General features: G+C 63.9%; 19 protein-coding genes. 9 read left to right on the top strand and 10 right to left on the bottom strand.

All coding sequences use genetic code 11. The features are described 5' to 3' along the window. The 3 genes from P3G66_RS22025 to P3G66_RS22015 all read left to right on the top strand — a co-directional run. Positions 1 to 766, top strand: a 766-nt coding sequence (locus P3G66_RS22025) for an ABC transporter permease (RefSeq protein ID WP_007730130.1), incomplete at its 5' end; no start/stop codon positions are given. A 132-nt stretch (positions 767 to 898) separates the two neighbouring features. Continuing rightward, complete coding sequence (locus P3G66_RS22020; RefSeq protein WP_007730129.1) at positions 899 to 2,350, top strand: M20/M25/M40 family metallo-hydrolase; 1,452 nt, start codon at positions 899 to 901, stop codon at positions 2,348 to 2,350. Positions 2,351 to 2,463: 113 nt separating this feature from the next. Further along, entirely contained in the window at positions 2,464 to 3,315 is an 852-nt protein-coding gene (locus P3G66_RS22015) for an adenylate/guanylate cyclase domain-containing protein (RefSeq protein ID WP_007730127.1), read from the top strand. Between the two features lie 18 nt (positions 3,316 to 3,333). Here the strand turns inward: P3G66_RS22015 and thiD are convergent, their stop codons facing one another. Beyond that, a complete protein-coding gene (thiD, locus tag P3G66_RS22010) occupies positions 3,334 to 4,176 on the bottom strand; it encodes a bifunctional hydroxymethylpyrimidine kinase/phosphomethylpyrimidine kinase (RefSeq protein WP_003945044.1) in 843 nt (280 codons plus the stop codon). A gap of 147 nt (positions 4,177 to 4,323) precedes the next feature. Between thiD and P3G66_RS22005 the strand changes: the two genes are divergently transcribed. Further along, entirely contained in the window at positions 4,324 to 4,764 is a 441-nt protein-coding gene (locus P3G66_RS22005) for a GNAT family N-acetyltransferase (protein WP_306300985.1), read from the top strand. Positions 4,765 to 4,808: 44 nt separating this feature from the next. Here the strand turns inward: P3G66_RS22005 and P3G66_RS22000 are convergent, their stop codons facing one another. From P3G66_RS22000 to P3G66_RS21990, 3 genes are read right to left on the bottom strand one after another with little or no spacing between them, the layout of a single operon-like run. Beyond that, positions 4,809 to 5,609, bottom strand: coding sequence for an exodeoxyribonuclease III (locus P3G66_RS22000; RefSeq protein WP_054186900.1), 801 nt, complete (start codon positions 5,607 to 5,609; stop codon positions 4,809 to 4,811). Positions 5,610 to 5,625: 16 nt separating this feature from the next. Next, the gene (locus P3G66_RS21995; RefSeq protein WP_082920556.1) at positions 5,626 to 6,537 is read right to left on the bottom strand and encodes a GNAT family N-acetyltransferase; all 912 of its coding nucleotides are present in this window, start codon (positions 6,535 to 6,537) and stop codon (positions 5,626 to 5,628) included. 40 nt (positions 6,538 to 6,577) lie between these two features. Beyond that, positions 6,578 to 7,177 (bottom strand): peptide deformylase, encoded by a 600-nt coding sequence (locus P3G66_RS21990; RefSeq protein WP_003945053.1) that lies wholly within the window; start codon positions 7,175 to 7,177, stop codon positions 6,578 to 6,580. A 244-nt stretch (positions 7,178 to 7,421) separates the two neighbouring features. Between P3G66_RS21990 and P3G66_RS21985 the strand changes: the two genes are divergently transcribed. The 5 genes from P3G66_RS21985 (at position 7,422) to P3G66_RS21965 (ending at position 11,903) form a co-directional block, all read left to right on the top strand. Then, positions 7,422 to 7,772: a DUF3263 domain-containing protein gene (locus tag P3G66_RS21985; RefSeq protein WP_007730120.1), complete on the top strand. Its 351-nt coding sequence runs from the start codon at positions 7,422 to 7,424 to the stop codon at positions 7,770 to 7,772. A 53-nt stretch (positions 7,773 to 7,825) separates the two neighbouring features. Further along, positions 7,826 to 8,416: a LytR C-terminal domain-containing protein gene (locus tag P3G66_RS21980; RefSeq protein ID WP_276117103.1), complete on the top strand. Its 591-nt coding sequence runs from the start codon at positions 7,826 to 7,828 to the stop codon at positions 8,414 to 8,416. 95 nt (positions 8,417 to 8,511) lie between these two features. Continuing rightward, positions 8,512 to 9,213: a superoxide dismutase family protein gene (locus P3G66_RS21975; RefSeq protein WP_007730117.1), complete on the top strand. Its 702-nt coding sequence runs from the start codon at positions 8,512 to 8,514 to the stop codon at positions 9,211 to 9,213. A 90-nt stretch (positions 9,214 to 9,303) separates the two neighbouring features. Then, entirely contained in the window at positions 9,304 to 10,428 is a 1,125-nt protein-coding gene (locus P3G66_RS21970; protein ID WP_003945034.1) for a glutamate--cysteine ligase, read from the top strand. A gap of 107 nt (positions 10,429 to 10,535) precedes the next feature. Next, a complete protein-coding gene (locus P3G66_RS21965) occupies positions 10,536 to 11,903 on the top strand; it encodes a phosphatase PAP2 family protein (RefSeq protein WP_275233035.1) in 1,368 nt (455 codons plus the stop codon). On the opposite strand, the gene mnhG is transcribed toward P3G66_RS21965, so the two are convergent. Genes mnhG through P3G66_RS21935 form a run of 6 tightly spaced genes read right to left on the bottom strand, consistent with a single transcriptional unit; the run spans position 11,869 to position 18,208 of the window. Then, the gene (gene mnhG, locus P3G66_RS21960; RefSeq protein WP_085989592.1) at positions 11,869 to 12,210 is read right to left on the bottom strand and encodes a monovalent cation/H(+) antiporter subunit G; all 342 of its coding nucleotides are present in this window, start codon (positions 12,208 to 12,210) and stop codon (positions 11,869 to 11,871) included. The genes P3G66_RS21965 and mnhG overlap by 35 nt on opposite strands. Then, the gene (locus P3G66_RS21955) at positions 12,210 to 12,479 is read right to left on the bottom strand and encodes a monovalent cation/H+ antiporter complex subunit F (RefSeq protein ID WP_003945061.1); all 270 of its coding nucleotides are present in this window, start codon (positions 12,477 to 12,479) and stop codon (positions 12,210 to 12,212) included. Before P3G66_RS21955 ends, mnhG begins: the two co-directional genes overlap by 1 nt. Further along, positions 12,476 to 13,048, bottom strand: coding sequence for a Na+/H+ antiporter subunit E (locus tag P3G66_RS21950; protein ID WP_003945063.1), 573 nt, complete (start codon positions 13,046 to 13,048; stop codon positions 12,476 to 12,478). The genes P3G66_RS21955 and P3G66_RS21950 overlap by 4 nt, the downstream gene beginning before the upstream one ends. Then, positions 13,045 to 14,745, bottom strand: coding sequence for a Na+/H+ antiporter subunit D (locus P3G66_RS21945; protein WP_003945059.1), 1,701 nt, complete (start codon positions 14,743 to 14,745; stop codon positions 13,045 to 13,047). The genes P3G66_RS21950 and P3G66_RS21945 overlap by 4 nt, the downstream gene beginning before the upstream one ends. Beyond that, positions 14,742 to 15,374, bottom strand: coding sequence for a Na(+)/H(+) antiporter subunit C (locus P3G66_RS21940; RefSeq protein WP_003945054.1), 633 nt, complete (start codon positions 15,372 to 15,374; stop codon positions 14,742 to 14,744). Before P3G66_RS21940 ends, P3G66_RS21945 begins: the two co-directional genes overlap by 4 nt. After that, on the bottom strand, positions 15,371 to 18,208 hold the full coding sequence (locus tag P3G66_RS21935; protein WP_007730104.1) for a Na+/H+ antiporter subunit A: 2,838 nt from the start codon (positions 18,206 to 18,208) through the stop codon (positions 15,371 to 15,373). The genes P3G66_RS21940 and P3G66_RS21935 overlap by 4 nt, the downstream gene beginning before the upstream one ends. Between the last annotated feature and the right edge of the window lie 52 nt (positions 18,209 to 18,260).

Raw genomic sequence — 18,260 nt, 5'->3', positions numbered from 1 at the left:
TGTTCTCAGTGCTGAACGTATCAAGATCACCACGACCAAGTCGCCGCTGTGGTGCTCGGTCATCATCGTCGTGCTCGCGCTCGGCTTCGCGGCCATCATGGGCGCGGTTGCCAAGTCGGCTCTGACGTCCTCCGACGTCCAGGGAGCACCGGACCTCGACACCGCCGTTGCCACGGCCGGCATCTCGGGTTTCGGAATCATGGTTCTCATGATCATGGCGGCCCTCGCGGTCACCAGTGAGTACCGCTTCGGGACCATCCGCACCACCTTCCAGGCCGTTCCGAACCGTGCCTCGGTTCTGATCGCCAAAGCCGGCCTCATCGGTGCTTTCGGTGCTGTACTGACATTTGTTCTCGCCTTCGGCGCGTACGCCATGGCCAAGGCCATCGCCGGTACCGAGGCGAGTGCCGGATTGACTCTGTCGAGCGGCAGTGACTGGCGCGCGATCTACGGCATCCCGATCTACGCCTTCCTGTGCGTGATTCTCGCTGTCGGCGTCGGATCGATCATTCGCCAGTCGGCCGGCGCTATTGCGTTGCTCCTGCTCTGGCCGCTGCTCATCGAGAGCCTGTTCGGACTGTTCGGCAGCTTCGGCGAGAAGATCACTCCGTTCCTGCCGTTCGCGAATGCAAACCACTTCCTCAGTGCGAGCAGCGGTGGCGTCGACTTCCACTGGGGACCCTGGGGCAGCCTGATTTACTTCGCGGCCTTCGTTCTGGTGATTTTCGGAGCAAGTATCGTCATCGTGAATCGTCGCGACGCCTGATCTTGTCGCTCCCTCGGTAGGTGTTGTCGGGAGACCTACCGAGAACAAGGAGTGACAGCAGAGTAGGGACCCAGTACGAAAAACCATTCGTACTGGGTCCCTTTCCTGTGCTCCGGCCGATATCCTCCGAAGATGAGACTCTTCGGTGTGGTTGTGGTCGCAATGGCTGGAGCACTCGTGGTGAGTGGATGCGCGTCGGGAAGTGAAGCGGCCGTCCCGACAGACCCGGTTGCATTCTCCGAGACCGTCACGGTCGACGCCGTGACCGGGCATCTGGAGCAACTCGAGAAGATCGCCGCCAACAACGAGGGCAATCGATCGGCCGGTACCCCCGGCTACGACGCCAGTGTCGACTACGTGGCAAACCTGCTCGAAGACAAGGGTTTCGAGGTCAGCACCCCGGAATTCGACTTCAGCTCCTTCGATCCCGGCACCGAATCCCTGAAAGCCGCTGACGGCTCCGATGTTCCGGTGCGGGCGCTGACATATTCCACCTCCACGGGACCGACCGGAATCACGGCGCGTCTGGTGGCGATTCCCGCCGACGAGACCCCCGGTTGCGAGGCCACCGACTACGACGGCCGCGACGTGAACGGTGCAATCGTGCTGGTCACCCGCGGAGTGTGCCCGTTCGGCGACAAGCAGAAGATCGCCGCTGATCGCGGCGCGGCGGCGTTGCTGGTTGCCAACAACGAGGACGCAATGCTGGGCGGGGCTACCTTGGGTGAACCCGAAGACGCCCGCATTCCGACCGGCGGGGTGAGTAAGGCGTCGGGCGAGGCTCTTGCCGCAGCGCCCGGAGACCTCACGCTGATTCTCGACACGTCGACGGAAACGACGAAGTCGCGCAACGTGATTGCGCAGACCAAGACCGGCGCGACCGACAACGTGGTTGTCGTGGGCGCCCACCTGGACAGTGTGCCGGAAGGTCCCGGAATCAACGACAACGGAAGCGGTACCGCAGCCGTACTGGAAACCGCGCTGCAGATGGGAAGCTCACCGAGCATCGAAAATGCCGTGCGTTTCGCTTTCTGGGGAGCGGAAGAAGTGGGATTGGTCGGCTCCACCCGCTACGTCGAGGGTCTGAGCGATCAGGAACGGGCCGACATCGCCCTGTACCTGAATTTCGACATGCTCGGTTCGCCCAACGCCGGATACCTGGCTTACGACGGCGACAACTCGGATGCCGTCGGGGAGGGGCCCGGGCCCGAGGGGTCGGCGGGCATCGAGCGCACCTTCGTCGATTTTCTCGCCGGGCGAGGGATTGCGGCGGACGGAACGGACTTCGACGGGCGCTCCGACTACGGCCCGTTCATCGAGATCGGGATCCCGGCGGGTGGCGTGTTCAGCGGCGCGGACGAGCGCAAGACGCCGGCACAGGCCGAGAAGTGGGGCGGAGAAGCGGAGGAGACCTTCGACCCGAACTACCACAGTGCCCAGGACAACCTCGCGAACATCGATCGCGAAGCGCTCGCTGCCAACGCTTCTGCAGTAGCCTTCGGAGTTGCGACGTATGCCCAGGATTTGAGCGGGCCAAACGGAGTTCCCGTCGGCGATGCCCGGACACAGGCCAGAACCGAATGATCGACTGACCGAATGATCGACTGACCGAATGATCGACTGTGCGAGCGACCAGGAGGCCACTGTGCGAGAACGGCGGCAGCACACTGTCTGTAACTCTGAGTTACGCTTGAGTTATGGCTGATCTGTCCCCGGAGAACACCGACACGGCAGGTGCTTCTTCCTCCTCGGTTCGAGGCGTCGTCGACGTCGTCTTGAACTCTGCGGCAGAACTTAACCGTCGGCAGCAGCTCATCGACGCGCTACGACGCCTCAGGCGGGCACTACCCGGTGATCCAGGGTTCGGGGACCCGCTCTCGCTCGCCGGCCCCGGCGGTGCCCGCGCCGTGGCGCGCGTCGCTGACAGATTGCTCGATCAGAAGCCGGCAGCCACTCGCGAAGTGAGCCTCGGAGCACTGCAGGTGTGGCAGGCAGCGCTGGAAAAGATGGGCCGCGGACGTGGCGATCAAGAACTGACCATCGTCTTCACCGATCTGGTGGGCTTCTCCACCTGGTCGCTCGCAGCCGGTGACGGCGCGACGCTGACCCTTCTGCGTGCGGTGGCGCAGGCCGTGGAAACTCCGATCACCGACAACGGCGGACACGTCGTCAAACGGATGGGCGACGGTCTGATGGCAGTGTTCATTCGCCCGGATGCGGCTTTGAAGGCGGTGTTCACCGCGCAGGACGCGCTCGCGGAAGTCGATCTCGACGGATACACCCCACGCATGCGCGTCGGCCTACACACGGGTACCCCGCGTCAGATCGGTGACGACTGGCTCGGCGTCGACGTGACCATCGCCGCCCGGATGATGGGCCTGGGCGGCGACGGCAACGTCATGATGTCGGCGACAACTCTCGAGGAACTCGAAGCCGGCACCCTGGAGGATCTCGATCTCACGATCCGGCCATGGCGGCGAGGGTTTTTCGCGACCACGCCCAACGGAGTTCCCGTCGACCTGGGAATCTGGCGCGTGCGCCGGAACTAGCGCCCTGGACCTCGAGCGCTAGACCTGGAGCCGCCAGAGCGGGGACACCGGACCGTGTCCCGCGCCGAGGTCGTACGACGCCTCGAGACACTTGGTCACCCACTCCTTGCCGAACGCCACCGCGTCCGGAACGGAATAGCCGTGTGCGAGAGCGCAAGTGATCGCAGCAGCCAGCGTGTCTCCGCCGCCGTGATCGTTGCCGGTGTCGATCCGGGCACTGCTGAATTCGAGGAAACGGTCGCCGTCGAACAACAGGTCGGTGGACAACTCCGAAGTACGAAGGTGGCCACCCTTGACGATGGACCATTGAGCGCCGAGCGCATGCAGCGCTTCTGCCGCTTGGCGGGCGCTCTTGTCGTCGACGACCTCGATACCGGTGATCAACCGAACCTCGTCGAGGTTCGGAGTGACCACCGTGGCTGCCGGAATCAAGGTGTTGCGGACCGCGTCGAGAGCTTCTTCGTGCAGCAGCGGATCGCCGTGCATCGACGCGCACACCGGGTCGACCACGAGCGGAATCGGACGGTCGCGGCCGATCCCAACCTCGGCGGCAACCGCGGCCACCGCTTCGATGATCGTCGTCGACGCGAGCATTCCCGTCTTCGCCGCACCGACGCCGATGTCCGAGACCACGACGCGCACCTGGTCGGCGACGATCTCCGGCGGAATCTCGTGGAATCCGCTGACTCCCACCGAATTCTGGACCGTCACTGCGGCGACGGCCACGCAGGCGTGCACTCCGCACATCGCCATCGTGCGGGAATCGGCTTGAATGCCGGCTCCGCCACCGGAGTCGGTTCCGGCGATGGTCAATGCCCGAATCGGGGTCTGTCCGGCGGGGGTCAGGGGCAGCAGCTTCACGACGACGAGCCTACCGATCGGACCTGGGGAAACGGCAGCTCGGTCCCACCTCTCGCGGGAACGACGGCGCGAACTGCGATTGCGATCCGGTCGTTCCCGGTGCAAAAATTGGTCGAACCCGGGACAGCGTCGTCGGTAGCTGATTCTATGAGTGGCATGGATCACAGTTATGGAGAGCGTGCGAACGCAGCTGTCGCCGATCGCGCAGGTGCACATCGTGCCGTGGAGGTCGCCGCAATGAACGACATCGAAAATTCGAAAACCGGAACCTCACCGGAAGTCACGCTCGTGGACAATCCGTCGCACGAACGATTCGAACTGCTCTCCGACGACGAGTTGGTCGGCATCCTCGGATACCGCGACGAAGACGAGATTTCGGGGAGCGGAGCCGAAGCGGGCGACGTGGTTGCGTACATGCATACCGTCGTCAAAGAGGAGTACGGCGGGCAGGGACTGGCAGCCGTACTCGTGCAGTTCGCAATGGACTGCGCCCGTGAACGTGAATGGTCGGTACGGCCCGTGTGTACCTATGTTCAGCGGTACCTCGGCGAGCACCCCGAGTATCTGGAACTGCTCGTCGAGGACTAGAAGCCCGAGGGTGCAAACAGACGATCAGGCTCCGAGATTCACGATCACCCGAGATTCACGATCACCGGAGCGTGATCGCTGGCGCCCTTGCCTTTTCGCTCGTTTCGATCGATCTCGGCCGCCTCGACGCGAGCTGCGAATGCCGGTGAGCCGAGGATGAAGTCGATTCGCATACCCTGCTTCTTCGGGAAGCGAAGCTGCGTGTAATCCCAGTACGTGTACACGCCGGGACCGGGTGTGTACGGGCGAACTACGTCCGCGAACCCGGACTCGGTGAAGGCGGTGAACGCAGCTCGTTCCGGCTCCGACGTGTGGGTCTTGCCCTCGAAGAAAGCGGGATCCCACACGTCGTCGTCCGTGGGAGCGACGTTCCAGTCGCCGACCAGGGCGATCTGCGCGTCGGGATCCTGCTTGAGCCAGCCCTCCGCGTCGTCGCGCAGCTTGGCCAGCCAATCCAGCTTGTAGGCGTAATGCGGGTCTTCCAGCTCACGGCCGTTGGGGACGTACAGGCTCCACACCCGCACACCGCCGCAGGTGGCACCGATCGCACGTGCCTCGCGGACCGGGTCTGCCTCGGGATCCTTGTCGAATCCGGGCTGATCCTCGAATCCGATCTGCACGTCCTCCAAGCCGACGCGGGAAGCGATGGCGACACCGTTCCACTGGCTCAACCCGACGTGGGCGACCTCGTAGCCGATTTCCTTGAAGCGTTCGTACGGAAACTGCTCGTCCTTGCACTTGGTTTCCTGCATTGCCAGGACGTCGACGTCGGATCGACCGAGCCAGTCGATGATCCTGTCGGTACGGGCACGGACGGAGTTGACGTTCCAGGTAGCGATGCGCACGAGGGCAAGCCTAGCGTCAGCCGCCGACAGGATCGGTGGCGTATCGGTAGCGGTGGTGTTCGACGAATCCGAGCCGCTCGTACAGCGCGATCGCCGCGAAGTTGTCCGCCGAAACCTGGAGGTACGCGTGCGTCGCACCGTTCTCACGACCCCAGGAGAGTAGATCTCCGCAGATCAGCGACCCGATTCCGTGACGACGGTGTTCAGGGGCGACGTGAATGCCGGTCAGTCCTACCCAGCGTTTGTGGTCGGGTGCCTCGGTGAGCGCAGCGCGCCCGATGGCAAGCGTCGTGTCGGTGTTTCCGATCGCGCCGAAAGTTGCAGTGCCCACGACAGCCGTGAGGACCGCCTCGACGTACGCCGGATCGCCGTGGGCGTCGTACATCGACAGCCAGTTGTGGTTGGGGTGGTCGGCGAACGAGGTGACCGGAGGACCGAGCGGCAGCGTGACATTGTCCAGATCGGCGGCCATCACGATGGTTTCCTTCTTGCTGGTCCACCCGTCCGGAGCGGTGCCGAGTCGATCGGGGAGGAGCAGCAGGGTTGGCAGGCCGCGGTCACCGAACCACTGGCGTATCCGCTCGATGGTGCTCGCGTCGAAGCCGGCAACCGCCCCCGCACCACCGAGCGGCAAAGCCGAATTGGCGCGGCCGGTGACACCGTGACCGGCGCGCAGCAACCAACCGTCGATCCACGCCTGCTCGACCCCCGGCCACGCCGCCGCAGCAGCCGTTTCGAGGTTTCGAATCTCGCCGATGCGAATCGGGCGGGCCGAGAGACTCTTGAGCGCGATCACCTGATCGGCGGAGACCTGGACCAGCCGACCGTCGCCGGCGCGAACGGCGATGGGATCGGCGCCCTCGAGGATGCCGATGACGTCGGTCATGGGATGCGAATAGCCGGGTGGGAGCTTGTATCGCAAGACCACCCGGCTACCGATCGAAATGTTGCCGTTCAGAGCAGAATTCTCAGTCTTCGTAATCGTCGTCGTCGTGACCGAACGGATCGTCGACGGTCCCCGGCGTCCAGGTCAGACCGGGCTTGCCCCAACCGGAACGCTTGATGATCTTCTTGGCAGCGCGCGCGTTGCGGCCGATCAGTACGTCCGTGTAGAGGAAACCGTCGAGATGCCCGGTCTCGTGCTGGAGCATCCGTGCGAAGAATCCGGTGCCCTCGACCTCGATCGGGTTGCCGTCGGCGTCGGTGCCGGTGACCTTCGCCCAATCGGCGCGACCCGTCGGGAACTGCTCGCCGGGAACGGACAGGCAACCCTCGAAGTCTTCGTCCGGGTCGGGCATCGTCTGGGGGATTTCGGACGTCTCGAGTACCGGGTTCACGACGACGCCGCGTCGACGCTCGCTGCTGCGGTCGTCGCCGGGGCAGTCGTAGACGAAGACTCGCAGTGGAACACCGACCTGATTGGCCGCCAGACCGACGCCGTTGGCAGCGTCCATCGTCTCGTACATGTCTGCGATCAGTTCGGCGATCTCGGCCGGGGACTGAGTGACCGGCTCTGTCGCCTTGTGCAGTACCGGGTCGCCGACGATTCGGATGGGGAGGATAGCCATGCGGACAAGGATAGTGCGGCGCGCCCGCGTAGTTATCACGGCCCGCACACTCGATCATGGTTCAATGGTTGCTGAAGAACAGCGATGTAATTCGTTGCTCGGTCGGAACGTGGGCCGCGGGGGAAATTGTGAGTTACCTTCGGGTCAGGGGACCGGGAAACTCACGGCCGCGAGAATTCGGTCGGAAAAAGAACACCGGGCATACGAGTCTCGCTGACGCCGAGCACAGCAGTCGAGGAGTGACATGGACGGCGCAACCGCGCGTAGTCGGAACCAGTCCGAAGGCACTGGCGCCGACGATTCGGTAGTAGATACAGCAGGCATGCACGAGGTGGGCGAAGACGGCCTCACCCGCCGGGAGCACGACATCCTCTCCTTCGAGCGCCAGTGGTGGAAGTACGCCGGTGCGAAGGAAGAAGCCATCAAGGAGTTGTTCGACATGTCGGCAACCCGCTACTACCAGGTTCTCAACGCCTTGGTCGATCGCCCCGAATCCTTGGCGGCTGATCCCATGCTGGTCAAGCGTCTGCGTCGTCTGCGTGCCAGCCGTCAGAAGGCCAGGGCCGCGCGTCGCCTCGGCTTCGAGGTCACCTGAATCACGCGTACATATGATCGGGCTGTCCACGCACTGGCGATAAGGTCGACATCGTGAGTACCCCGAAAGAGCAGCCGTCCGGACCTCCGCTTCGCGCAATCGCCATGGTGTTGATCGCGTTGGCGATCGTGTTCATCGGTCTCGGAGCAGCCTCACTGGGTGGATCGAGCGACGGTGGATCGGGCGACGAGAACACCGCAGCAGAGCAGACCGAATCCTCGGCGTCTGCCACGACGAGCGCCCCCGCGCCGGCCACCACCAAGCCGGCAGCGACGACACAACCCGCTTCGGGCGATACCACCACCACGTCGCGACCCTCGGGAACTGCGACGACCACGACTTCCAACTCCGCGAGCGGCACCGACACGTCGAATGTCAGCGTTCGAGTTCTCAACAACAGCACCGTCTCCGGTCTGGCAGCAGGCACCGCCGAGGAATTGACGGCAGCAGGTTGGAACGTCGAGGAGACGGGTAACTACAGCGAGGGCACCGTCAGTACGACGACGGTGTATTACGGATCGTCCGCGGCGGAGAAGGCAGCGGCGCAGAAGATCGCGGCTGAACTCGGAGTCTCCGCAGAGCCTCGATTCGCCGGCATCGCGAACGCGTCACCTGGCGTGATCGTGATCGTGACCTCCAACTGACCGGTCGTGAAGGTGGAACTGACCCGTCGGTTCCAGCTACTACACGCGCCGTTATGATCAGAAGCACTTTCTCGCCACCTCAAAGGAGCGGTTCGATGGCCCCCAGCAGCACCCGGCGTATGTCCTGGCGCGTCGTTGCCCCTGTAGTCGCGATTGCCGCTTTCGGCTTGACCGCTTGCAGTAACAGCGAAGAGCCCAGCAGCGTCCCCGGCACGACTCCTCCGGTGTGGACCGGTGCAGCCGATCCCAGCGCGCACGAAAGCGCGGGCGGCCACGGTTCCGAGACGGCTCACGCCGGCGCTTCTGCCGAAACGGTCACCGCAACGCTGAACGGCACCGACGGCGCCAAGGTCGGAACGGTCACGTTCGCGCAGGAAGGTAGCGACGTCAAGGTCACCCTCGACGCCAAGGGCCTCACCCCCGGCTTCCACGGATTCCACGTCCACCAGGTCGCCAAGTGCGAGACCAATTCCGTTGCCCCCAGCGGCGGAGAGCCGGGTAACTTCCTCTCGGCAGGCGGACACTTCCAGGCCGAGGGTCACACGGGCCACCCGGCGAGCGGCGACCTCACTTCGGTTCAGGTCCTCGAAGACGGCACCGCCACACTGGTCACCACGACCGATGCATTCACCGTCGACGAACTGGTCGCAAACGGTGGAACATCCGTCATGATCCACGCCGGAGCGGACAACTTCGGCAACATCCCGACGCGTTACGCGCCGGCACCGGATCAGCAGACCCTCGACACCGGTGACGCCGGCGGACGCGTTGCTTGCGGTGTCATCACCAAGAGCTGACAAACTCACCTGAGTTTTGCATCACTTCCGGCGACTACCACGCAGTAGCCAGCACGGTGTTTTTACCGACACTGTGATTGGATTCTCTGCGTGGTAGTTCCATTTCCAGGTTCGCCGCGCCCGACGCTGGGCGTGGAGTGGGAGATCGCGCTGGTCGATCGCAAGACCAGAGATCTCTCCAACACAGCAGCCGAGGTGTTTTCGGCGGTCGAAGAGCTTGCCGGCTCCGAAACCCCGCACATCACCAAGGAACTACTGCGAAATACCGTCGAACTCGTCACGGGTATTCATTCGACGGTCGGCGAGGCGATGAGTGATCTCGACAGGTCACTGGATCTGCTTCGCCGCGCTGCGAATCCGCTCGGCGTCGACCTCATCAGCGCGGGCACGCACCCGTTCGCGCAATGGTCGACGCAGCTGGTCACCCGGACACCCGACTACGACGAACTCATCGAACGCACGCAGTGGTGGGGTCGGCAGATGCTGATCTGGGGCGTGCACGTTCATGTGGGTGTCTCGTCCGCGGATCGCGTTTTCCCCATCATCAACGCACTGCTGCAGCGCTATCCGCACCTGTTGGCGCTGTCGGCGTCCTCGCCGATGTGGGCCGGTGTGGACACCGGCTATGCGTCCAATCGCGCGTTGATGTTCCAGCAGCTCCCCACCGCGGGCCTTCCGTACCAGTTCGAGAACTGGGCCGAATACGAGTCGTTCATCGACGACCAGATGAAGACCGGTGTGATCACCAAGATCGGTGGCATGCACTGGGACATCCGTCCCGCGCCGAAGTGGGGAACCATCGAGGTCCGGGTGTTCGACGGCGTCTCGACACGCGCTGAACTGGGTGCTCTCGTTGCTCTGGTCCACTGCCTCATCGTCGATCTGGACCGCAGACTGAGTGCCGGTGAGACTCTGCCGAACATGCAGCCGTGGCACGTCAAGGAAAACAAGTGGCGCGCAGCGAGATACGGACTGGACGCCGAGATCATCCTCGACTCCGACGCAAACGAGTGCCTCGTCACTGACGATCTGGATCGCCTACTCGACGACTTGGCGCCGATCGCGGTCTCGCTCGGCTGCGCGGACGAGTTGGCGTCGGTGGCGGACATTCCCCGTCGCGGCGCGTCCTACCAGCGGCAACGTCGTGTAGCGGAAGCGACGGGCGGCGATCTGGTTGCGGTCGTCGACGCCTTGGTCGCAGAGTTGGGCACCTAGCAGGTTCACAGTGCGAAGGACTGTTTCGCGGACTGGAAATCCGGGCATACCAACCGTTTGTCCAGTGGGTGTCCATATTCAGTTCACACGCCGTTTACTATTGTCCGGTGTTGATAGACAGTTGGTCCCAACGAGGGGGCGCACCCGGACAGTCGGACCGTTCGTGGTCGAGTTCTCACCGACTCCTTCTGATCGGCACAGCAGCATTGACCCTGCTGGTCCTGGGCGTGCAGGCGTTCGCGTCGTACAAGGGCTATCTCGGTCCGGTGGAAAGCCTGTTCGGTGACTACTTCCTCGTTCCCCGCTCCGCGACCATGCCTTGGGTGGGCCTCGCTCTCGCGCTCGTCGGACTGAACAACAAAGAACGCATTTACGCGGTATCCGTGGCCGTCGTGATCGACGTGGTCGTCGGCGCGATCCGCTGGTTCTCGGGTGGACCGCTGACTATGGGCACCGGCGGCACCTGGGTGCTGACGGCCATCGCGGTGTACGCGGTGTGGAAGTTGTCCGGTGAGCGTCGACTCAGCGTTCTGCACGGCGTCGCGCTGGGCGCGTTGCTCATCATCGCGGCCAAGGTTGCCGAGACGTGGCTGGAGATCACCATTCTCGTCGGCACCGACGTGTGGGACGAGTACGTCTTTCTCGCCGACCAGGCTCTCGGGAATCCGTCGTGGGTGATGGGCCAGATCGTCGACGCCATGGGCCCCGTCGGTGCCGCAGCCCTCGACTGGATCTACGTCGAACTACCCGTCGCAGTGATCGTGGTTGCTCTCTATCAAGTACGTAAGGGATGGCCGTCGCATCACCTGCTGCGCACGTTCCTGCTCATCGGGCTGATCGGCCCGATCTTCTACGTCCTGTTCCCGGTGGTCGGCCCGGTGTTCGCCTTCGGTCCACGTGGGTTCGGATTCCAGATCGGTGACTACTGGCCGAACATCGTGCCCAACTTCGACTTCGCATCACCGTCGTCGCTGCCGTTCGACGACGCCGCACCGCGAAACTGCATGCCGAGCCTGCACACCGCGTGGGCAGTCGCGCTGTTCATCCACTCGCGCAGCGGACCGTGGTGGATTCGCAGCCTGGGATCGTTCTGGCTAGTTGCGACGCTGACCGCGACGCTCGGCTTCGGATTCCACTACGGCGTCGACCTCATTGCCGGTGCCGTCCTGTGCTTGACCCTCGATGCGGCGCTACGGGATCCGGAGCGCGGCTGGGGGTGGTTCCGAGTGCGTCTGTTGATCGGTGGCTCGGCACTACTCGCGGGATTGTTGCTCTCGTACCGGTTCGCTGCGGTGCAGATGGCCGAGTACCCGGCGATCTTCGGGCCGCTGCTGATGGCTGTCCTGGTTCTCATGTCGGTGGCGTACTTCGCCACCTTCTTCGCCCGCCCCGGCACTGCTCTTGCGGTGTGGGGCGAGCGCGACGGCGAGTGGGATGCCGCTACAGGAGAGAGTCCGGGTCTTCCAGCTCGTTGATCTTCATGAGGTCGTCCTCTTCGCGCTGTTCGCGGTAGGCGACTCGGCCGACGCTGTGCGCGATCACGGGCGCCGTCAGCAGCGTGAAGATGCCCACCAGGACCAACATCCAGATGTCGACGCTCCCACGAAGCAGGAACACGGCGCCCATCAGGACCAAGATCAGTCCGACCACCTGAGGTTTCGTGGCCGCGTGCATACGACGCAGAGTGTCGGGGAAGCGAACGATTCCCACCGCGGCGGTCAGCGCGAGCAGCGCGCCGAGGAAGATGGAGATGGCCCCGATCGTGTCGAGGATGTTGCCGATCACTGGTCACTCACCCGGAAGCGCGCGACGGACACGGAACCGATGAAGCCGACCAGCGCCAGCGCGACGATCGCGGGAACGATGGTCGTGTCTTTGCTGTACGCGGCCCAGACCGCGAGTCCACACATCGAGACCGCGATGATCGTGTCCAGGGCGACGAGGCGGTCGAGTGAGCTCGGACCGTCGAGCAATCGGAACGTGGTCAGTACGGCGGCGATCAGCAGAATCACTCCGGAAATGATCAAGATCGTGGTGATGAACCCGTTCATGGTTGGTCCTCCTGCCGGGGTGCATCGAATTCGTAGTCGCGCTGGTGCCATGGGCTGGGTTGCCAGTCCGAATCACGTTCGAACGACGCGATGAACAACCGCTCGAGGTCCTCCACCGAGCGGTAGAACGCGCTGACGGCTTTCTGCGAGCCGACGTCGAGCACGTGGACGTAGACGATGCGTCGGTTCTGGTCGATCTCGAGAACCATCGTGCCGGGGATCAGGTTGAGAACGTCGATGCACAGGGTGAGAACCAGGTCGGACTTGATCCCGAGTTGGTACCGCAGAACTCCGGTGACCGGCGGCGGCGACGGACGGATCGCCAGCCACGCGACCTGGATACTCGACTGGATCGCGTAGTACACGATCATCCACAACAGACGCAGAATCGACAGCAGATGTACCCGACCCTCGACCGGTACGCGGGGGAGGGGAAGCAGGACCATGATGATCAGGCCGACGGCGAGTCCGCCGAAGATGTTGCCGAAACTGATGTTGCCCCACAACAGGATCCATACGACCATCAGCCACAGCAGGATCCCGACGCGGAGTACCTGTTCGCGTTTCATCGCGGAGCCTCCTCGGTATTCGGGACGTCGGTGTTCGGGGCCTCGGTATTCGGAACGGCTGCGGGGTCGTCTGCAGCGACGGGAGCTTCGTCGACCGGCACGGGCCGGTGGTTGCCGAGAACCGCGTCGATGTAGATGGACCGGTCCTGCAGGTCCTTCGCCGCTCTGTCGCTGATGTCGATGATCCGGCCCGCGAACACCGTCAGTGCCAGACCGACGATGACAAGTCCGACCGTCGGAATCAGCATGAAGAGCGGAATCTTGCCGACATCCTCGCGGTCGACGAACGCGATGTCCTCTTCGGACTCGTCGATCAACGCTGACGGGCTGACGTCGGCGAGGTCGCCTTCGGGCGCGTCGGCCCGGGCTCGCCAGAAAGCCTTGGTCCACACGCGGGCGACGGCGTAGAGCGTCAGCAAGCTGGTGATCGTGCCGCCGGCAACGAGGATCCAAGCCAACGCGCTGGCGTCGGCCGCACCGGCCTGAAGGAGAGCGACCTTGCCGATGAAGCCCGAGAACGGCGGGATACCACCGAGATTCAGCGCCGGGATCAGGAAGACGATCGCGAGGATCGGGCTGGCCGCCGCCAGACCGCCGAGACGGCGCAGCGACGACGACCCGGCTTGTCGTTCGATCAGACCCACGACGAGGAAGAGCGTCGTCTGCACGATGATGTGGTGGGCGACGTAGTAGATCGCGCCGGACAGCCCGGACGTCGTGGACAGTGCGATACCGAAGATCATGTAACCGATATGGCTGACCAGTGTGAACGAGAGCAGACGTTTGATGTCGCTCTGCGCGATGGCACCCATGATGCCGACCACCATCGTGAGCAGGCCGCACACCATCAGTACGTTGTCGAGTTCTCCTTGCGGGAACAGCAGTGAGTGCGCGCGGATGATCGCGTACACACCGACCTTGGTGAGCAACCCGGCGAAGACGGCGGTGATCGGTGCGGGCGCGGTCGGATACGAGTCCGGTAGCCACGCGGACAGCGGGAAGACCGCGGCCTTGATGCCGAACGCCACGAGCAGGACAGCGAAGATGGCGGTTCGTGTGCCCGGCGGAATGTTGTCGAAGCGCAGGGCCATGTCGGCCATGTTGAGGGTGCCGGTCGCCGCGTAGGCGAAGGCGATGCCCGCCAGGAAGATCAGCGAGGACACCATCGAGACCATCACGTACGAGACGCCGGCCCGGACGCGGTCGGCGCTGGCACCGAGCGTCAGGAGCACGAAACTCGCGGCGAGCAGAACCTCGAACCCGACGTAGAGGTTGAAGAGGTCACCGGCGAGGAACGCGTTGGAGATTCCGGCAGTCAATGCGAGATAGGTCGGCAGGAAGATCGAGACCGGCTGGGCCTCGCTGCCGTCGCGAATACCCTGACCGATCGCGTAGATCATGACGGCGAGCAACACCACCGACGAGACCACGAGCATCATCGCCGAGAGACGGTCGACCACGAGTGTGATGCCGATGGGGGAGTCCCAGCCGCCGACCTGAACGGCCGTCGTACCGTCGCGGTCGGCGAGGTAGAGCAGCAAGCCCGACACCGCGACGACGCCGACGAGCGCGATCAGTGTGATCACGCGCTGAAAACGAGGACGTCGGCCGACGACCAGCGTCGCAGCTGCGGCCAGCATCGGGATCAAGACGGGCAGGGGCGCAAGGGCTCCCATCAGGTTGTCCGAGATGGTCATGCGCCTCCACCTCCCTCGATCTTGGTCTGGCGAGCGTCTTTGCGCCGCTTCTCGGATTCCTTCTTACGAGCAAGGTCGGTGGCCCAGTCGGGTACCGGTTCGTCCTCGAAGTCGCCGTCGTGGAGGTCGTCGTAGCATTCGATGTCCTCGAGGTTGACCAGTTGTTCGAGGGGAATAGGGTTGCCGTCCTTGTCGAATGCGTCGCCGCCGATGCTCGGGGCACCGGTGACCGGGTCGTCGGAGCGGTCGTGGTCGGGAGCGTCGGCAGGCAGGCGACGCTTGAGAACCTTGGTGTCCTCGGGATCGTCCTCGACGGCGTCGGCGGTGTTGATCTTGTAAGACCGGTACGCCAGTGCCAGAACGAAGCCGGCGATACCCATCGTGATCACGATCGCCGTCAGGATCATGCCCTGGGCGAGCGGATCCGCTATTTCCTCGTGGACCGAATCTCGGCCGACGATGGGCGGATTCCCGTCCGATCCACCGACGGTCAGGATCAAGAGGTTGATGGCGTTGCCGAATAGAAGTAGACCGAGCAGCATCCGAGTGATGCTTCGTTCGATCAGCAGGTAGACACCGGCCGACGTGAGGACGCCGATCAGGATCAGCATTCCGATGTTTGCGCTCATGGTGCTTTCACCTCGATTTCTGCGTCGAGGCGGGCGCCGAGACTTCGGAGTACGTCCAGGACCAGGCCGACCACGATGAGGTAGACGCCCAGGTCGAAGAACAGTGCGGTGACCAGTTTGACGTGGCCGATGAGCGGGAGTGTGAACTCGAAGACGGCGGACGAGAGCGCTGGGGCGCCGAGGAACAGCGACACCAGGGCGGTGCCCGCGGCCAGCGCCAAACCGAGGCCGAGAATCTTGCCCGCGTCGATGGGTACGGCTTCACCGAGTTCGTAGCGTCCGCCGGCGAGGTACCGAAGTACCAGCGCCAGGCCCGCCGTCAGGCCTCCGGCGAAACCGCCACCGGGGGCATTGTGACCGGAGAAGAAGAAGTAGATCGACAACACCATGATGGTCGGGAAGATCAACCTCGTGGTGACCTCGAGAACCAGCGAACGGTGTCGAGGATCGATGAGGTCTCCGCCGCGCAACCACGTCGTGTCCGAGTTGGCAGCTGCCTTGTCGACGATGACGGAGGGGGCGTCCGCGACGCGCGGCGCGATACCGAACCGGCGGTTGCGGAAGACGAGGCTGGCGACGCCAGTTGCCGCGACCAGCAGCACCGAGATCTCACCGAGGGTGTCCCATGCGCGGATGTCGACGAGTAGGACATTGACGACGTTCTTGCCGTTGCCCAGGTCGTAGGCAGCGTCGGGAAGCAGCTCGTAGATCGGACGAGTGTTTCGGGCATTGGTCGCGAAGGCCGCGATGGTGGTGACGGTGATACCGACGGCGACAGCGAGTGCGGCGCGCGGCCACTTGAAGCCGATCGCCTTGCTCTCGTCGACTTCGGCGGGGAACTTCCGGAGCACGAGCACGAAGATCACCAGTGTCAGTGTCTCGACGAGGAACTGGGTCAGCGCGAGGTCGGGTGCGCCGTGCAGCGCGAACAACACGCCGCAGCCGTAGCCGGTGAGTCCGACGAGGATGACGCTGGCGAGTCGGTTGCGCATCAGCGTCGCGGCGATGGCGGCCGAGATCATCATCAGCGCGATAGTGAACTGGATGGGTGAATCCCACATCCGAAGGTCGACTCCGCCGCCATCTGTGTCGATGATCAGCAGGAACAGCGGCACAACGACCAGCGTCGCGAGAATCGTCGACTGTGTGCGGGGGAGCGAACCACGCTGAGTGGCACCGGTCAGGCGCATCGAGATGGTGTCCATGCCGCGCAGGGTCGCGTCGTAGATACGGTCGGCGTTGCCGAGCGGCGGGTGCTCGAAGTGCAGTCGGCTGATCTGACGCTGCGCGATGTAGAGCGCGATGCCGCCGGCGATGACGATGCAGGTGAGCAGCAGCGGAGTGTTGAATCCGTGCCACAGCGCGAGGTGGTAGTCGGCGTGAGGTCCGGGGGCCAGTGTGGTGGAGTACGGGGTCAGCAGCTTCTCGAGCTGGGGCGAGAGAATGCCGGCGGCCAGACCGAGAACAGCGAGCAGGCCGGGCGCGAACAGGAACAGCCAACCCGGCTTGTGCATCTTGCTCACGGCTGGGCTGGGCTTGCTCAGGGTCTTACGTCCGAAGGCGCCCCAGATGAAGCGGACGCTGTAGCCGACGGTGAGGATCGAGCCCAACACGATCACCGTGACGACGGCGATGGACGACCAGTGGCCGAGCGCGTTCGTTTCGAGCACCGATTCGAGTGCGGCTTCCTTGCCGACGAATCCGAGTAGCGGTGGCAGACCGGCCATGCTGGCGGCAGCGAGGCTCGCGATGATCGCGAGAGCGGGTGCCGCTTTACCCAGGTGAGCAAGTTTGCGCAGGTCACGGGTACCGGTCGTGTGATCGATGATGCCAACGACCATGAAGAGTGCGGCCTTGAACATCGCGTGCGCCACGACCATCGTCATGCCGGCCAGGGCGGCGTCACGCGTGCCGATGCCGACCAGGACCATCATGAAGCCGAGTTGGCTGACGGTTCCGAAGGCGAGGACGAGTTTGAGGTCGTACGCGCGCATGGCTCGCCAACCGGCGAGGATCATCGACAGCAGACCCAAACTGATGATGGTGATGCGCCACGGCGGCGAATCGGCGTACCCGGGAGCCAGGCGCGCGACGAGGTAGATACCGGCCTTGACCATTGCAGCAGCGTGAAGATAACCGCTGACAGGGGTTGGCGCGGCCATTGCACCGGGAAGCCAGAAGTGCAGGGGCACGATTGCCGATTTGGAGAGCGCACCGATCAGGATCAGGACGATCGCGACGGACGGGAGCCACCCCGTCGGCGGGTTCGCGACCAGTTCGGACAGGTTGTAGCTGCCGCCGACCTGGCCGAGGATGATCATGCCGACCAACATCGCCAGACCACCCGCGGTGGTGACCAGCAGTGCCTGGGTCGCGGCGCGGCGGCTGGTGGCGCGTTCGGCGTAGTGACCCACGAGCAGGAACGACAGGACCGTTGTCAGTTCCCAGAACACGTAGAGAAGCAGCATGTTGTCGCTGGTCACTAGCCCGAACATGGCACCCGCGAAGGCGACCATCTCGGCGGCGAAGATACCGAGTCGAGGTTCGTCGTCGGTGAAATAGCGGGCGCAGTAGACCAGGATGAGCGTGCCGACACCCAGGACGAGCACGGCCATGATGGCCGAAAGCGCGTCGAACCTGAAGTCGATGTCCATCGACAGCCCTGGAACCCAGGTGATGTGCAGCGTCTCGACGGTGCCCCATTTGTCGATGACCCAGCCGAGGCCGGCGAGGGGGACTATCGCGAGGGGGAAGAAGCCGTTTCGCCCTAACCTGCGCACCACAAGCGGAGCCAAGAGGGCGGCAACGGCATGGGCAAGCAAGATAGCGAGCAAAAGGCACTCCGTCGTGTTGTCAGCGGGCGGCGGGGTGTCCGAACAAAATCGA

Origin of the sequence: Rhodococcus sp. C3V (assembly GCF_029269915.1) — a bacterium.
In the GTDB taxonomy this organism is placed as follows: Bacteria; Actinomycetota; Actinomycetes; order Mycobacteriales; family Mycobacteriaceae; genus Rhodococcus_F; species Rhodococcus_F qingshengii.
This window is presented reverse-complemented; position numbering and strand designations above follow the sequence as displayed.

What these genes read in the sequence shown, in the direction of transcription:
- P3G66_RS22020 (WP_007730129.1), top strand. Translation starts at nt 899, where the DNA reads ATGAGACTCTTCGGTGTGGTTGTGGTCGCAATGGCTGGAGCACTCGTG.
- P3G66_RS22015 (WP_007730127.1), top strand. Translation starts at nt 2,464, where the DNA reads ATGGCTGATCTGTCCCCGGAGAACACCGACACGGCAGGTGCTTCTTCC.
- P3G66_RS22005 (WP_306300985.1), top strand. Translation starts at nt 4,324, where the DNA reads ATGAGTGGCATGGATCACAGTTATGGAGAGCGTGCGAACGCAGCTGTC.
- P3G66_RS21990 (WP_003945053.1), bottom strand. Translation starts at nt 7,177, where the DNA reads ATGGCTATCCTCCCCATCCGAATCGTCGGCGACCCGGTACTGCACAAG.
- P3G66_RS21985 (WP_007730120.1), top strand. Translation starts at nt 7,422, where the DNA reads ATGGACGGCGCAACCGCGCGTAGTCGGAACCAGTCCGAAGGCACTGGC.
- P3G66_RS21975 (WP_007730117.1), top strand. Translation starts at nt 8,512, where the DNA reads ATGGCCCCCAGCAGCACCCGGCGTATGTCCTGGCGCGTCGTTGCCCCT.
- P3G66_RS21955 (WP_003945061.1), bottom strand. Translation starts at nt 12,479, where the DNA reads ATGAACGGGTTCATCACCACGATCTTGATCATTTCCGGAGTGATTCTG.
- P3G66_RS21950 (WP_003945063.1), bottom strand. Translation starts at nt 13,048, where the DNA reads ATGAAACGCGAACAGGTACTCCGCGTCGGGATCCTGCTGTGGCTGATG.
- P3G66_RS21945 (WP_003945059.1), bottom strand. Translation starts at nt 14,745, where the DNA reads ATGACCATCTCGGACAACCTGATGGGAGCCCTTGCGCCCCTGCCCGTC.
- P3G66_RS21940 (WP_003945054.1), bottom strand. Translation starts at nt 15,374, where the DNA reads ATGAGCGCAAACATCGGAATGCTGATCCTGATCGGCGTCCTCACGTCG.